We start from the raw sequence: 14956 nt of genomic DNA, 5'->3' as shown, positions 1-14956 counted from the left end.
GGACTGCGCGTTCTGCCCTATCTGGCTCGCAACATATGCGGCCACCTGATTCCGCTCAGAACTTCCTTCGCGAAATGGGATTTCAATATAGGCCTGCCCGCGTATGCATTCAAGGTCCCGGCGATTGAAACTTGCGATTGCCGGCGGCGCTTCAATGACAAAACAAATTTGCCACGACGCGCATCTTGCATTCAGGTGGCCGAAGCATCGGCCGCCGCCGCGTCCTGCTTCGCGCGCTCAGGGCACCCCGGCTGCTTGTATTCGCCGTGGTCGAGCTTCTCGACCAGGTAGTCGACGAACGCGCGCACCGCGGGCGGCATGCCCTGCCGCGACACGAACACCGCATAGAGTTGCGGCACCGGCAGCGTCCAGCCGGGCATCACCGGCGACAACTGCCCCGCACGCAACGCATTGCCGTACATCATCTCGGGAAGCGCCGCGATGCCAAGGCCGTCGAGCACGGCCTCGCGGATCGTCATCAGATCGGCCGTCACGAGCCGCGGATCGTGCTCGTGCAAATGCCGCGTGCCGTCCGGCGCGATCAGGTTGAACACGTGCCGTCCGTCGACGCTCGGCGTATCGAGCGTCTCGAAGTGCGCCAGATCGTCCGGCACGAGCGGCGGCGCATTCTGGTTCAGCAGGCTCGGCGCGCCGACCAGCATCTGCTCGGTCCGCCACAGCGGCCGCACGACGATGTTCGCGTTCTGCGGCGGCTCCGAGCGCACGCGCAACGCAACGTCGACCGAATCCTCGAACAGGTCGATCACGCGATTCGTCACACGGATGTGCACCTTCACCTCGGGATAGCGGTGGAGGAATTCGGGGAGGATGCGCGACAGCATCGTCTGCGACAACGTCACCGGGACGCTCACGCGCACCGAGCCGCGCGGCGATGCGCGCAACTGCTGCACGGCGTTCATCGCGGCCTGGGCTTCGGCGAGCATCGCCTGGCAATGCTGGTAGAACAGCTCCCCCGCCTCGGTCAGCGCGAGCTTGCGCGTCGAGCGCTGCAGCAGGCGCACGCCGAGCGCCGCCTCGAGTTCGGTCAGGCGCCGCGACAGGCGCGATTTCGAGATACCGAGCACGCGTTCCGCAGCCGAGAAACCGCCGTGTTCGACGACCTGCGAAAAGTACATGAGGTCGTTCAGGTTGTGTGCATCGATGTTCATGTCATCGTTCCAATTTCAGAACAATCCATTGCGAACCGCCGCAAATCGGACCGTAAAACGCCCAATATAATAGCGCTATGTTTCAAAAATGACGCTATTCCGATGATACCGAGGGCTTCTGCATGACGACCGCTCGCTCGCTTGACCGCACGTACCCCGCGCTTCGCACGACCGAAGGCGGCGGCTTCGTGGTTCACCGCCCGTTCCCGACCCGGCTGTTGATGGATTTCGATCCGTTCCTGCTGCTCGACGAAATGGGCCCCGTCGACTATGCCCCTGGCGAAGCCAAGGGTGCGCCCGACCATCCGCATCGCGGCTTCGAGACCGTCACCTATGTGCTCGACGGGCGCTTTCGTCATCGCGACTCGGCCGGCCATGCCGGCACGCTCGGCCCCGGCGACGTGCAGTGGATGACGGCCGGCGCGGGCGTCGTGCACAGCGAAATGCCGGATCCCGCGTTCGCACAGGCTGGCGGACGTTCGCACGGCTTTCAACTGTGGGTCAACCTGCCGCGGCGCGACAAGCTGATCGCACCGCGCTACCAGGAGATCCCGGCCGCCCGCATCCCGACCGCGACGTCGCCCGACGGGCGGGCGCAGGTCCGCGTGATCGCCGGCGAAGCGTTCGGGGTGCGCGCGGCAATCGAGACACGCACGCCGATCCTCTACCAGCATTTCACGCTGCAACCGGGCGCAACGGTCACCCAGCCGGTGCCGGCAGGTTATCGCGTATTCGCCTATCCGCTCGACGGAGCCGGCCGCTACGGGCCCGACAGGCAGCAAGTCGACGCACGGCAGATGATCGTCTACGGTGACGATGGCGACGCGGTGACGTTCGAGGCCGGCGATACGCCGCTCGAGCTGCTGCTGATCGGTGGCGTGCCGCTCAACGAGCCGATCGTCCGCTATGGCCCGTTCGTGATGAATACCGAGGAAGAGATCCGGCAGGCCGTCGTCGACTACCAGACCGGCCGCATGGGCTGCATCGACGCATGACGCCCGAACGGGGCCGCAGGGGCCGCGAAACCGCGCGTTTTGCGTCACAATAACTTCTTGAACCATGTGGCCGCCCGCCACCAGAAGGAACCCGTCCCCTTGAACTTCGAACATCTGATCCAGATCAACTCCGACGATCCGGCCGTGCCGTCCCTCACCCGCGACCAGCTCTGGGAAGGCCTCGTGCTGCGTGCCGAACAGCCGCAGCTGTTCGTGATCGGCCTCGACAGCTGTGTCGTCCATGAACGGACGGACACCACGCTCGAACGCGAGCTGCACTACGGGCATGCAACCGTGCGCGACCGCGTGACGTTCACCCCGAACCAGCAAGTACGCTACGACATCCATGCGGCCGGCGGCGAAATCGGCGGCTCGCTGACGATGACGATCGAGGAACGCGACGACCACGAGTTGTTCCTGCGCTTCGAGTACCACACGACGCTGACCGTGACGGACGACAGCGAGGAAGCACGCCAGACGCACGGCATCGTCAAGGAAGCGTATCGCACGTCGGACATCGACACGGTGCGCCTGATCCGCGAATACGCACAGGGACGCAAGGACCCCGACCCGCTCCACTGACGTCGGCGGCGGCCTGCGGGCCGCCCCCTTTGATTCAAGCTATCGAATTTGTCATACCGATCGATAAAGAGTTTTTGTAAATGGGAATAGTTATCATTTAGAATTCATTCCATCGTATCGACAGTCACCGATCAACCGAATGACCGACACCACGCGCCCGACCACGCTGAGCTTGCGCCGCACGACCGGCACCGCAAGTGCCAATCGTCAGAAGACGGCAGCGGTCACGACGCCGGCGAAACCTGCCGGCAGCCGCGATGCCGGCACCCGGACCCTCAGCAGCGATGCGCTGCTGCAAGGCCACAGCCACATCAGCATCGCGCATAACGGAGAGACCTATCAGTTGCGTGCCACGCGGCTCGGCAAACTGATCCTGACGAAGTAACGACAGAGTATTGTGGGGACCACCTCCCTGAGAGGTGTTGGGCAGTAGCCAGCGTAACGGCTTGCACGCGAGATCTAGACCCCTTCGTGCAAACACACTCAAGCAGCCGTTGCAGCAAGCCAAGCCACTTTTTTGGTTCTCGCACAAGGAAGAAAAAAAGCGACACGTCCTTCGACGTGTCGCTTTTTTGTTGGTGCGTCTGGATGCAAAGAGAAAGACATCGCGGCTGTCGGCACTTCAGCTTCAGCTTCGGCGGGTTCCGGAGCCCGACAGCGAAATACGCTCGCCTGCTGCTCCGGAACCCGGCCACAAGGCCGTCAAGACCGCGTCAGAAACCCCAGAACATCAACCACCATGCGCTGTCGACCACGGCCAGGCCTGCCGCGAACCACGCGAATGCCGCCAGGCGACGCGGCCACGCCGCATAGCGCCCCGTCACCTTCCATGCGAGCCAGGCGCTCCATGCGTTCGCGCCGACCAGAATCGCGATGCGAACGTCGGTCGCCCAGCCGAGCGGCACGTGCTCGGCCCGCAGCAGCGACAGCGTCGTCGCCGACAGCCCGAGGAATACACCGGCTCCCGCGATCGGGATCAGCGCCTGTGCGAGATGATGGAGACGCACGCGGTCGAAACGGCCGAGCATCAGCGTCGCACCGGCCAGCAGCACGAGCAGCGCGGTGCCATACACGAGCCCCGTGCCAACGATGTAGCTGACGATCAGCCCGCCGTCGAGCCACGAGAACACGTCGTTGCGATCGGGATAGTGCGTGAGCAGGAACCACGGTGCATTCGTCTCGAGCGGCCACGTGATGTCGCGATCGATGAGCCAGCCCGCGAGCCATTGCTTGATCTGCACGAACCATGGGCTGACGGTCCAGTGGAACGCCCCGATCGCGACGCCGAGCAGGCCGTACAGGATCAGCGCCGTGTCCCACGGATTCGCCTGCTGCGCGCCGAGGCTCACGACCTCGTCGGACGGCGAGCGCCACGACAGCGCGATTGCGTCGCGGTGCCCGCTGCAACGGCCGCACATATGGCATGCGGCGGCGCCCTTCATGTTGCGCAACGGCACGAGCGGCGCGCAATTGATCGGAATCACGCGATGCCCGTGCTCCCCGTTCTTGTACGAGCGACGCCAGGCATCCTCATCGACCTTGTAGCGCATCGGCGCGAGCCGCGCGAGCAGCCCGAACACACCGTTGACCGGGCACAGGTACTTGCACCACACGCGCTTCTCGCGGCCGTACAGCACGCCGATCACGATCGCGCCGACGGTCGAGCCGCCGAGCACGAACAGCACCGCGAGCGGGTACTGGTACACGCTCACCATCTGCCCGTAGATCGTCGTGAGCCCGAATGCGACGAACGGCCAACCGCCCCACCGCATCCAGCGCGGAATCGCGCCGCCGCGGCCGAACTTGCTCGCATATTCGGTCAGCGCGCCTTCCGGGCACAGCACGCCGCACCAGACGCGGCCGAGCATCACCATCGACAGCAGCACGAACGGCCACCAGATGCCCCAGAACACGAACTGCGCGATCAGCGTGAGATTGCTCCACAAATGCGCGGAATCGTCCGGCAGCGGCAATACCGCGGGCACGATGATCAGGAACGCGTAGACGGCGACGACGACCCACTGGATGCCGCGGATCACCGCGCCGTGGCGCTGCATCCACTGACCGGCCTGCGCGAGCCAGCCCGGCTTGGCTGCGGCAACAACACTCATGCCGCGCGACCTGCAGGGACGACCGGACGACGGCTCGCGCGCTTCATCAGCAGCCAGACCACCGCCCAGTACACCGCATAGGCGATCAGGTTGGTCAGCGCCGGGTGCGCGCGGTAGCCCGTCAGCGTCGCGACGAGCGAACCGAACGTGCCGGAGTCGTCGAGAATCGACGACGTATCCCACACCTGCGAAATGCCGAGCGGCAGGATTTCCTTGTCGATCAGCTTGTCGACACCGGTCTGGAACAGGCCTGCACCGAGGAACAGCAGCATCACTTCGGTGACACGGAAGAAATGCCGCCACGAGAAGTACTTGCCGCCGAGCTGCAGCAGATAGAACGTGAGGAACGCAAGGCCCAGGCCGATCACGACCGCGAGCATCTGGCTGGCGTCCACGTGCCCCGACTGACCGAAACCGAGGCCGTACAGGAAGATCACCGTCTCGCTGCCTTCGCGAGCGATCGCGAGCGCGACCAGCACGGCGACGCCCCACCAGTTCGAATCGCGCGTGCTCTGCTGCAGCGACTGCTCCATGTCACGTTTCAGCGTGCGGCCGTGCCGGCGCATCCACAGCACCATCTGCACGATCAGCACGCACGCGATCAGCACCATCGCCGTCTGGAAATAGTCCTGCGCGTCGCCGGACAGCACTTCGGTGAAGCCGACGAGCGCGGCACCGAGACCGACCGCCATCAGCAGGCCGACCGCCACGCCCGTCCACAGAAACGGCAGGCCGCGGCGCGCGTCGTCGTCGCCGTTCTTCAGCCATGCATAGAGGATGCCGACGACGAGCAGCGCTTCGACGCTCTCCCGCCACACGATGAACAAGATCTGACCCATTGAATCCTCCTGACGCGCGGGGCAAGACACGCGTACGCCCGCACGCAGATAAAACGCATTACTTCGCGACGATCACGCCCTGCGCCTGCTGGTGGAAATCGTCGAAAAACTTGTATTCGCCCGGCGACAGCGGGGCGACGACCACGAATGAATCGGCGCCCGGCGCGAGCACCTTCTCCTTGCGCAACTGCACGCTCTCGAATTCGGCGGCGCCCTTGCCGGTATTCCTGATCTCGATCTTGAAGCGCTGGCCGGCCGGCACTTCGATGCGGGCGGGGTTCAGCTTGCCGTCCGTCATTTCGAGCTTGAACGTCGGCAGATCGGCGGCATGCGCCGCGCCGGCGAGCCACAGCGCGGCGGCTGCGGCGACGATTTTCTGGGGAAATTTCATTCTGGGTTCTCTGCGCCGACGGCGCGCCGAAGCGCGCCGTCCGTGATGCCACCAATCAGTACCCGCCCTTCTTGCCGATGCCGGCGAACGGGAAGTCGTATTCGAGGGTGATGGGCTTGAACCATGCGCCCACGCCCGTTTCCTTGTCGACGTGACGGCCGAACGCCATGTGGCCCGACTGCATCGGCGGCTTGACGGTCATCGTCAGGTGATACTTGCCCGGGCCGGCCAGCTTCACGTTGTCGCCATAGTGCGGGCCGTCGCTCGCGACCATGCCCATCAGGTCGCCTTCGGCCTTCCACTTCGTGTCGCCCTGCTTCGTCAGCTTGTACGTGACCTGCAGGTAAGGCATCCAGTCGCCTTCCGCGAAACCCGTCGGGTTGTTCTTGACCGCGTGGATGTCCGCCTCAAGGTGGATATCGGAATCCGACGCCTTGCGCATCATCCCTTCCGGATCCATCGTGATCGGCTGCAGGTACACCGCGCCGATTTCCATGCCGCCCTGGATCTGCTGCTTGCCGATCGGATATTCGGCCGCCGAAGCCGACATCGCGGCAAGCGCCGCCGCTACCGCAACCGACGTGCGGATGAACGAAGAACCCAACATGGACACTCCTTGTTATTTGTCTGGTGACTTGCGCGCCGTCCATCAGAACCGCGTGCTGGAAACACTAACGCAACGAATAACGTTAATGCGAACTATTCTCAATACTTGTGGAGTTTAGCACCGAACCGGCTTCGGAACAAACGAGACACCGTGTAAACCCCTGATCCGACAAGGCTTACAACGGTGTTACCGGAAGATTTCAGTGACGTTTGGAAAGATTTACCGGACGCCGTTGACGTGGTCGCCCACGTTCGCGCCGAACACGCGCTCACGCAGCAGCGCAAGCTGGTCGCGCGTGGCCGCGGCTTTTTCGAACTCGAGGTTCTTCGCGTAGTCGGCCATCTGCTTCTCGAGACGCTTGATCTCTTTCGCGATCTGCTTTTCCGACATGTCCTCGAACTTCGCGCGCTGCTGTGCTTCCTTCAGCTCGGCGCGCGCGTCGTCGGCGTTGTACACGCCGTCGATGATGTCCTTGATGCGCTTCACGACGCCGCGCGGCGTGATCCCCATCTTCTCGTTGTGCGCGATCTGCTTCGCGCGACGCCGCTCGGTCTCGCCGATCGCGCGCTTCATCGACTCGGTCATGTTGTCGGCATAGAGGATCGCCTTGCCGTTCACGTTGCGCGCCGCGCGGCCGATCGTCTGGATCAGCGAGCGCTCGGCGCGCAGGAAGCCTTCCTTGTCCGCGTCGAGAATCGCGACGAGCGACACCTCCGGAATGTCGAGGCCTTCGCGCAGCAGGTTGATCCCGACCAGCACGTCGAACGTGCCGAGCCGCAGGTCGCGGATGATCTCGACCCGCTCCACCGTGTCGATGTCGCTGTGCAGGTAGCGGACCTTGACGCCGTGGTCGGCCAGGAACTCGGTGAGCTGCTCGGCCATCCGCTTCGTCAGCACGGTGATCAGCACGCGCTCGCCGGCGTTCACGCGCGCGTTGATTTCGGTCAGCACGTCGTCGACCTGCGAGCTTGCCGGGCGCACTTCGATTTCCGGATCGACGAGCCCGGTCGGCCGCACCACCTGCTCGGCGACCTGCCCCGTCACGCGCTGCTCGTAGTCGGCCGGCGTCGCCGACACGAACACCACCTGGCGCATCTTGCGTTCGAACTCCGGGAACTTGAGCGGCCGGTTGTCCAGCGCCGACGGCAGCCGGAAGCCATAGTTGACGAGGTTTTCCTTGCGCGCGCGGTCGCCGTTGTACATGCCGTTCAACTGGCCGATCAGCACGTGCGATTCGTCGAGCAGCATCAGCGCGTCGGGCGGCAGGTAGTCGACGAGCGTCGGCGGCGGCTCGCCGGGCGCGGCGCCCGAGAAGTGCCGCGAGTAGTTCTCGATGCCCTTGCAGAAGCCGAGCTCCTGCAGCATCTCGAGATCGAAGCGCGTGCGCTGCTCGAGGCGCTGCGCCTCGACGAGCTTGCCGTCGCGGTGGAAGAACTCGAGGCGCTCGCGCAATTCGTCCTTGATCGTCTCGACCGCCCGCATCACGGTGTCGCGCGGCGTCACGTAGTGCGACGACGGATACACGGTGAAGCGCGGGATTTTCTGGCGCACGCGCCCGGTCAGCGGGTCGAACAGCTGCAGCGTCTCGACTTCGTCGTCGAACAGCTCGACGCGCACGGCCAACTCCGCGTGCTCGGCCGGGAAGATGTCGATCGTGTCGCCGCGCACGCGGAACGTGCCGCGCTGGAAGTCCTGTTCGTTGCGCGAGTACTGCATCGCGATCAGCCGCGCGATCACGTCGCGCTGGCCGAGCTTGTCGCCGGTGCGCAGCGTCAGGATCATCTGGTGATATTCGGACGGGTTGCCGATACCGTAGATCGCCGACACCGTCGCGACGATCACCACGTCGCGGCGCTCCATCAGGCTCTTCGTCGCCGACAGCCGCATCTGCTCGATGTGCTCGTTGATCGACGAATCCTTCTCGATGAACAGGTCGCGCTGCGGCACGTACGCTTCCGGCTGGTAATAGTCGTAGTACGACACGAAGTACTCGACCGCGTTGCGCGGGAAGAACTCGCGGAATTCCGAGTAGAGCTGCGCCGCGAGCGTCTTGTTCGGCGCGAACACGATTGCCGGGCGGCCGAGCCGCGCGATCGTGTTGGCCATCGTGAAGGTCTTGCCCGAACCGGTCACGCCGAGCAGCGTCTGGAATGCGAGGCCGTCGCCGACACCTTCGACGAGCGTTTCGATCGCGGTCGGCTGGTCGCCTGCGGGCGGATACGGTTGGTACAACTGGAACGGCGACCCTTCGAAGGTCACGAATTTCGATTCGTCGAGCGCGTCGCCGACTTCGGCGTGATGTTCGGACATGGAGTGCGGCCGGAGCGAGGGCAAAAAAACTATTCTAGCGCTTCGCGGCGTTGCGAACCGCTGACGGCTCCTGACGTGCGACAACCGCCCGAAATCGCAATTCGCCGTGCGATCGCCGCCTTCGGCAGCGTGAATTCGCTACAATGTCAGGCTGCTGCGCTTTCCGGCGCCGTGCCCGTTGGCGCGCGGTCCGCTGCGCCCGCCCCGCCGGCTGAAAGCCTGACCCTCTTTTCACTACTGCCGAATCATCATGTCGCTCTTCTCCGCTGTCCAGCTTGCTCCCCGCGACCCGATCCTGGGCCTGAACGAAGCCTTCAACGCCGACACGCGTCCGACCAAGGTCAACCTCGGCGTCGGTGTGTACACGAACGAAGAAGGCAAGATTCCGCTGCTGCGCGCCGTTCGCGAAGCGGAAAAGGCGCGCGTCGACGCCGGCCTGCCGCGCGGCTACCTGCCGATCGACGGGATCGCCGCGTACGACGCAGCGGTGCAGAAGCTGCTGCTCGGCAACGATTCGCCGCTGATCGCCGCGGGCCGCGTGGTCACGGCGCAAGCACTGGGCGGCACGGGCGCACTGAAGATCGGCGCCGATTTCCTGCGCACCGTGAACCCGAACGCGAAGGTCGCGATCAGCGATCCGAGCTGGGAAAACCACCGCGCACTGTTCGAAGCGGCCGGCTTCGAAGTCGTCGCATACCCGTACTACGACGCCGCCACCAACGGCGTGAACTTCGAAGGCATGCTGTCGGCGCTGAACGGCTATGCGGCGGGCACGATCGTCGTGCTGCACGCATGCTGCCACAACCCGACCGGCGTCGACCTGACCGAAGCGCAATGGCAGCAGGTCGTCGAGGTCGTCAAGGCACGCAACCTCGTGCCGTTCCTCGACATGGCCTACCAGGGCTTCGGCGAGAACATCGAGGCCGATGCTGCCGCGGTGCGTCTGTTTGCCGCTGCCGACCTGAATGCGTTCGTGTCGTCGTCGTTCTCGAAGTCGTTCTCGCTGTACGGCGAGCGCGTCGGCGCGCTGTCGATCATCACGTCGAGCAAGGAAGAAGCGACGCGCGTGCTGTCGCAACTGAAGCGCGTGATCCGCACGAACTACTCGAACCCGCCGACCCATGGCGGCGCCGTCGTCGCGGCCGTGCTCGCGTCGCCGGAACTGCACGCTTCGTGGGTGCAGGAACTCGGCGAAATGCGCGATCGCATCCGCGCGATGCGCAACGGCCTCGTCGAGCGCCTGAAGGCGAGCGGCGTCGATCGCGACTTCAGCTTCATCAACGCGCAGCGCGGGATGTTCTCGTATTCGGGCCTGACCTCGGCGCAAGTCGATCGCCTGCGCGAAGAGTTCGGCATCTACGCGGTCGGCACCGGCCGGATCTGCGTTGCGGCGCTGAACACGCGCAACCTCGATGCGGTCGCCAATGCGGTCGCGGCGGTCCTGAAGTAAGCCGGCGTCGGCGGGCAGCCGCCCGCCCTGCCGAAACAAAAAACGCGCTCCAAGGAGCGCGTTTTTTTATGCCGCTTCACTGCCGGCGAATGCTCCCTGCAGCACGAGCGGCGCGGCCGCCCGTACCGAAGAAGACCGTTACCGTTACTGCATGAACCAGCCGTGGCTGACGACGACCGACTGGCCCGTGAGCGCGGCGCTCGGGAACGCCGACAGGAACAGCACCGTCTGCGCGACGTCCTGCACCGTCGTGAACACGCCGTCGACCGTGTTGCCGAGCATCACCTTCTTCACCACTTCCTCTTCGCTGATCCCGAGCTCCTTCGCCTGCTCCGGAATCTGCTTGTCGACCAGCGGCGTGCGCACGAAGCCCGGACACACGACGTGCGAGCGCACGTTGTGCTTCGCGCCTTCCTTCGCCAGCACGCGTGCCAAGCCGAGCAGCCCATGCTTGGCCGTCACGTACGCCGACTTCAGCGGCGACGCCTCGTGCGAGTGCACCGAGCCCATGTAGATCACGACGCCGCCGCGATCGTCCTTGTACATGTGCTTGAGCGCGGCCTTGGTCGTCAGGAACGCACCGTCGACGTGGATCGCCTGCATCTTCTTCCAGTCGGCGAACGAGTAGTTCTCGATCGGGTTGACGATCTGGATGCCCGCGTTCGACACGAGGATGTCGACCGAGCCGAACGTTTCGGCCACCTTGTCGATGCCGCTGTTGACCGCTTCCTCGCTGGTCACGTCCATCGCGACGCCGATCGCCTTGCCGCCTGCCTTGTTGATCTCGTCGGCAACCGCGTTTGCGCCGTCCTGGTTCAGGTCGGCGATCGCGACCGCGGCGCCCGCCTTCGCGAGCTCCAGTGCGATTTCCTTGCCGATGCCGCTTGCGGCGCCCGTGACGACTGCGGTCTTGCCGCTCAGATCTGCTGCCATGTCCGTCTCCTTCCGTTATCGGATCGAAAAAGCGCGCCCCGCTGCATCCGCCTTCGTCGCGCGGTCGTGCAGGCAGGTCAGCCGCTATTGTGCACGATCGGCCCCGCCGTTCGCGCGCAAAACGTCTAAGCTTAAGGTCGGTTCCGAGTCGCGGGAGACGCCCATGCACTATCGACGACTAGGCCGCTCCGGCCTGCAGATCAGCGCGCTTTCGCTCGGCTCGTGGGTCACCTACGGCAACCAGGTCGACCAGCGGGTTGCCCGTGAATGCCTTGCGGCGGCCCGCGATGCGGGCGTCAATTTCTTCGACAACGCCGAGGTCTATGCGGGCGGCAAATCCGAGGAAATCATGGGCCAGGCGCTCAAGTCGCTCGGCTGGCCGCGCATCAGCTACCTCGTGTCCACCAAGTTCTTCTGGGGACTCACGGAAGCGCCGAACCAATACCACACGCTGAACCGGAAATATCTGCTGAACGCGATCGACGGCTCGCTGCGCCGGCTGCAGCTCGACTATGTCGACCTCGTGTACTGCCATCGCCCCGATCCGAACACGCCGATCGAGGAGACCGTCTGGGCGATGAGCGACATGATCGTACGCGGCAAGGCGCTGTACTGGGGCACGTCCGAGTGGAGCGCCGACGAGATTCGCGCCGCGTACGAAATTGCCGAGCGGCACCATTTGCACAAGCCGGTCGTCGAGCAGCCACAGTACAACCTCTTCCATCGTATCCGGGTCGAGCAGGAATACGCGCGGCTCTATGAAGACTACGGTCTCGGCCTGACGACCTGGAGCCCGCTGGCATCGGGGCTGCTCACCGGCAAGTACCGGAACGGGGTACCGCCGGGTAGCCGCGCGCAACTGCCGGGCTACGACTGGCTCCGCGCCCGGCTGACGGATTCGGCCAGCAACGACGTGGTCGAACGGCTCGGCGCGATCGCGGCCGAATTCGGCTGCAGCACCGCCCAACTGTCGATCGCATGGATACTCGCGAATCCGCGCGTGAGCTCTGTCATTACGGGCGCGTCGCGGATCGAGCAGATCGGCGACAACATGCGCGCGCTCGACGTCGCCGCGAAGCTGACGCCGGAGGTCAAGCAACGTATCGAGGAGGTCGTCGGCGACGCATTCGAGTAAGGCGACTCACGCCCACTCGCGTACAATACGCGGCCGCATTGGCGCGCGGCCCGACGGCCACGCGCAATCGTCCGTTTTCATCGATTCATCCTTCGTTTCAGGCAGCCCGCCATGCTCAGTTATCGTCACGGTTTTCATGCAGGCAACCACGCGGACGTGCTCAAGCACGCCGTCGTCGTCCAACTGCTGCGCTACCTGAACAAGAAAGACAAGTCGTACTGGTACATCGACACGCACGCCGGCGCCGGCGTGTATTCACTGCGCGACGGATATGCCGCCAAGACGGGGGAATTCGACACCGGCATTGGGCCGCTATGGAACGAAAAGAACCTGCCCGAGGCGCTCGGTGATTACGTCGACGAGGTGCGCGCGCTGAACGACGACGGCGAGCTTCGCTACTATCCGGGCTCGCCGTATCTCGCATGGCGATCGATGCGCGAGCAGGACCGGATGCGCCTGTTCGAAATGCATACGACGGAAATCGACGTGCTGCGTCACAACTTCCGCGATGCGGGGCGCCGTGCAATGATTTTCGCCGGTGACGGCTTCGAGGGCATCAAGGCGCTGCTGCCGCCGCCGCCGCGACGCGCGTTGGTGCTGATCGATCCATCCTATGAGGACAAGAAGGACTACGCGCGCACGGTGACTTGCGTAACGGAATGCCTGAAGCGTTTCGCGACCGGCTGTTACGCGATCTGGTATCCGCAGGTTGCGCGGGTGGAGTCGCAGCGTTTTCCGGAGCAGCTCAAGCGCCTGCAACCGAACAACTGGCTGCACCTCACGCTGACGGTATCGAATCCGCCGGCAGACGGCCTGGGCCTTTACGGCAGCGGGATGTTCATCCTGAATCCGCCGTACACCCTCGCGCAGAGTATGAACGAAGCGCTGCCCTATCTCGTCGAACGCCTGGGACAGGATAGTGGCGCGCGGTGCCAGATCGAGCACCGCGGGAACTGAGCGGACGTCTTGCCGTTATGGCTGCGGTCTGGGCGTGGGTCTCTGCTGATCGGCTGGCGACACGCCCCAGCCGGGCACATTGATATACGGCGCGACAAACAGCGGGATCGATGAATTCGCCCCCTGCCCGGCCGGCGCGCGCATGCCTGCGGGCTCCACGATCGGCTCGGACGATAACGGAGCCGATTGCAACACCAGGCCGCCCTTGCCATCCTGGATCCCACGTTGTGTATCGAGAATCAGCGGCTTGGACGTCGCCGCCGCCCCGGCCGCCACGCCGTGAGCGAGCACGACAGCCCCCAGAACGAGACGCACGCGAGAAACGTGACGCACATCGAGACGCAAGCGCATGGTCGTATTCTTCCGGTTAAAAACAGGCCCATACCATAGCGCTGCGCCGACGATTTCGCCAGATCAAGCGCACAAAAAACAAAGCCCCGTCAACACGGGGCTTGCTTTTCGTTCGGTGCCACGCGGCACCTGACGGTGACTCTGATTACAGCGAGTAGCCGTTGGTTTCGAGCGAGCGGATGCGGCTCTCGAGCTGGACGATGTCCGACGACGTGGCGAGGTATGCCTCACGGCGCTCACGTTCTGCGGATTCGAACCAGTTGCTCAGCTTTTCAACGATGTAGGCGATCATGATGTTCTCCAAGGAAGGGGGACCCCTGGCGAATCGAGATTCAGGGATTTCCCGTATAGGGTTATCCCGAATTATAGCGATGCCGCACCAAGATGCTAGTGAAATGCTTGCATGGAAGCCATTCCATTTCGGAATGGCTTGTGAAGCATCCGCTTTAACTCATTGATTTTTATGAATATCGAGTCGAGGCCTCTTTTCGACCTGGAGGGCATGCACTAATCTGGTTCACTGATCGGTTCGGCCAGGCGCGCCAAGATCGGGCATTCAGGTCGTTCGTCACCATGGCAGTGCGCGGCGAGATCGGCGAGCGTATTGCGCATATCGCTCAATTCCGCGATGCGTTTGTCGAGTTCGGCCACGTGTCCGAGGGCGATCGACTTCACTTCGACGCTGGCGCGGGTGCGGTCCTGCCAGAGCATCAGCAGCTTGCGGATATCCTCGACGAGAAAACCGAGCCGCCGCGCCTGGCGGATGAAGCGCAGGATATGGACTTCGTCCGAACCGTAGATCCGGTATCCGGCGTCGCTACGCTTGCTGGGCGCAAGAAGACCAACCTGTTCGTAGTACCGGATCATTTTTGCGCTGACGCCGGATTCGCGCGACGCGTCGCCGATATTCATTCCCTGCCCTCTCTCCATCAAGCACTGGTTCGAACATGAACGTCGAGGCAAGCAGCCGTCGACGACACTTCGATCGTATCAAATCGCGAGATTTCGTTCCGGCGCGGCGGTGACAAGCGGAGGATTCCGGCGACGCGCTTGGGCAGCAAACGGAGAGGTTCGATTGCCTGCACTCGCATTTCCGCCGCCCCAATGCAAAAACCCCCGCCTTGTC

General features: G+C 64.0%; 17 protein-coding genes. 6 read left to right on the top strand and 11 right to left on the bottom strand.

Going from position 1 to position 14956, the window contains the following annotated elements; genetic code table 11:
* Positions 1–191 precede the first annotated feature (191 nt).
* Positions 192–1169 carry a LysR family transcriptional regulator gene (locus tag ACV22V_RS03595; RefSeq protein WP_059690423.1) on the bottom strand — a complete coding sequence of 326 codons (978 nt, stop codon included), beginning with the start codon at positions 1167–1169 and terminating at the stop codon, positions 192–194.
* A gap of 122 nt (positions 1170–1291) precedes the next feature.
* Here ACV22V_RS03595 and ACV22V_RS03590 point away from each other — a divergent pair, with 122 nt between their 5' ends.
* The 3 genes from ACV22V_RS03590 to hemP all read left to right on the top strand — a co-directional run bounded on the left by ACV22V_RS03590 (position 1292) and on the right by hemP (position 3131).
* On the top strand, positions 1292–2164 hold the full coding sequence (locus tag ACV22V_RS03590; protein WP_059535547.1) for a pirin family protein: 873 nt from the start codon (positions 1292–1294) through the stop codon (positions 2162–2164).
* 99 nt (positions 2165–2263) lie between these two features.
* Entirely contained in the window at positions 2264–2746 is a 483-nt protein-coding gene (locus ACV22V_RS03585; protein ID WP_059535558.1) for an SRPBCC family protein, read from the top strand.
* 139 nt (positions 2747–2885) lie between these two features.
* The gene (gene hemP, locus ACV22V_RS03580; RefSeq protein ID WP_059820944.1) at positions 2886–3131 is read left to right on the top strand and encodes a hemin uptake protein HemP; all 246 of its coding nucleotides are present in this window, start codon (positions 2886–2888) and stop codon (positions 3129–3131) included.
* A 328-nt stretch (positions 3132–3459) separates the two neighbouring features.
* On the opposite strand, the gene ACV22V_RS03575 is transcribed toward hemP, so the two are convergent.
* The 5 genes from ACV22V_RS03575 to uvrB all read right to left on the bottom strand — a co-directional run bounded on the left by ACV22V_RS03575 (position 3460) and on the right by uvrB (position 9004).
* Complete coding sequence (locus ACV22V_RS03575; RefSeq protein ID WP_059690425.1) at positions 3460–4857, bottom strand: 4Fe-4S binding protein; 1398 nt, start codon at positions 4855–4857, stop codon at positions 3460–3462.
* Complete coding sequence (locus ACV22V_RS03570) at positions 4854–5696, bottom strand: FTR1 family iron permease (protein WP_059535552.1); 843 nt, start codon at positions 5694–5696, stop codon at positions 4854–4856. Before ACV22V_RS03570 ends, ACV22V_RS03575 begins: the two co-directional genes overlap by 4 nt.
* 58 nt (positions 5697–5754) lie before the next feature.
* A complete protein-coding gene (locus ACV22V_RS03565; RefSeq protein WP_006760846.1) occupies positions 5755–6087 on the bottom strand; it encodes a cupredoxin domain-containing protein in 333 nt (110 codons plus the stop codon).
* A gap of 55 nt (positions 6088–6142) precedes the next feature.
* Positions 6143–6694, bottom strand: coding sequence for an iron transporter (locus ACV22V_RS03560; RefSeq protein WP_057929472.1), 552 nt, complete (start codon positions 6692–6694; stop codon positions 6143–6145).
* A 219-nt stretch (positions 6695–6913) separates the two neighbouring features.
* Positions 6914–9004, bottom strand: a complete 2091-nt coding sequence (uvrB, locus tag ACV22V_RS03555) for an excinuclease ABC subunit UvrB (protein WP_059535554.1) — start codon at positions 9002–9004, stop codon at positions 6914–6916.
* Between the two features lie 250 nt (positions 9005–9254).
* Between uvrB and ACV22V_RS03550 the strand changes: the two genes are divergently transcribed.
* Positions 9255–10454 carry an amino acid aminotransferase gene (locus ACV22V_RS03550; RefSeq protein ID WP_059535557.1) on the top strand — a complete coding sequence of 400 codons (1200 nt, stop codon included), beginning with the start codon at positions 9255–9257 and terminating at the stop codon, positions 10452–10454.
* A 144-nt stretch (positions 10455–10598) separates the two neighbouring features.
* Here ACV22V_RS03550 and ACV22V_RS03545 read toward each other — a convergent pair whose 3' ends face one another.
* The gene (locus tag ACV22V_RS03545) at positions 10599–11387 is read right to left on the bottom strand and encodes a 3-hydroxybutyrate dehydrogenase (RefSeq protein WP_107938115.1); all 789 of its coding nucleotides are present in this window, start codon (positions 11385–11387) and stop codon (positions 10599–10601) included.
* Positions 11388–11550: 163 nt separating this feature from the next.
* Here ACV22V_RS03545 and ACV22V_RS03540 point away from each other — a divergent pair, with 163 nt between their 5' ends.
* The gene (locus tag ACV22V_RS03540; RefSeq protein ID WP_059530621.1) at positions 11551–12522 is read left to right on the top strand and encodes a potassium channel beta subunit family protein; all 972 of its coding nucleotides are present in this window, start codon (positions 11551–11553) and stop codon (positions 12520–12522) included.
* Between the two features lie 111 nt (positions 12523–12633).
* Positions 12634–13479 carry a 23S rRNA (adenine(2030)-N(6))-methyltransferase RlmJ gene (locus ACV22V_RS03535; protein ID WP_059692400.1) on the top strand — a complete coding sequence of 282 codons (846 nt, stop codon included), beginning with the start codon at positions 12634–12636 and terminating at the stop codon, positions 13477–13479.
* A 15-nt stretch (positions 13480–13494) separates the two neighbouring features.
* Here the strand turns inward: ACV22V_RS03535 and ACV22V_RS03530 are convergent, their stop codons facing one another.
* From ACV22V_RS03530 to ACV22V_RS03515, 4 genes are all read right to left on the bottom strand, one after another.
* Complete coding sequence (locus tag ACV22V_RS03530) at positions 13495–13830, bottom strand: hypothetical protein (RefSeq protein WP_448013023.1); 336 nt, start codon at positions 13828–13830, stop codon at positions 13495–13497.
* A gap of 145 nt (positions 13831–13975) precedes the next feature.
* A complete protein-coding gene (locus ACV22V_RS03525; RefSeq protein ID WP_006478295.1) occupies positions 13976–14122 on the bottom strand; it encodes a DUF3563 family protein in 147 nt (48 codons plus the stop codon).
* A 215-nt stretch (positions 14123–14337) separates the two neighbouring features.
* Positions 14338–14742, bottom strand: coding sequence for a Cu(I)-responsive transcriptional regulator (gene cueR / locus ACV22V_RS03520; protein ID WP_059701975.1), 405 nt, complete (start codon positions 14740–14742; stop codon positions 14338–14340).
* A gap of 17 nt (positions 14743–14759) precedes the next feature.
* Positions 14760–14956: hypothetical protein (locus ACV22V_RS03515; RefSeq protein WP_448013021.1), on the bottom strand; the 197-nt coding region annotated here is incomplete at its 5' end.

It is taken from the genome of Burkholderia sp. AW33-5 (assembly GCF_053427615.1).
This window is presented reverse-complemented; position numbering and strand designations above follow the sequence as displayed.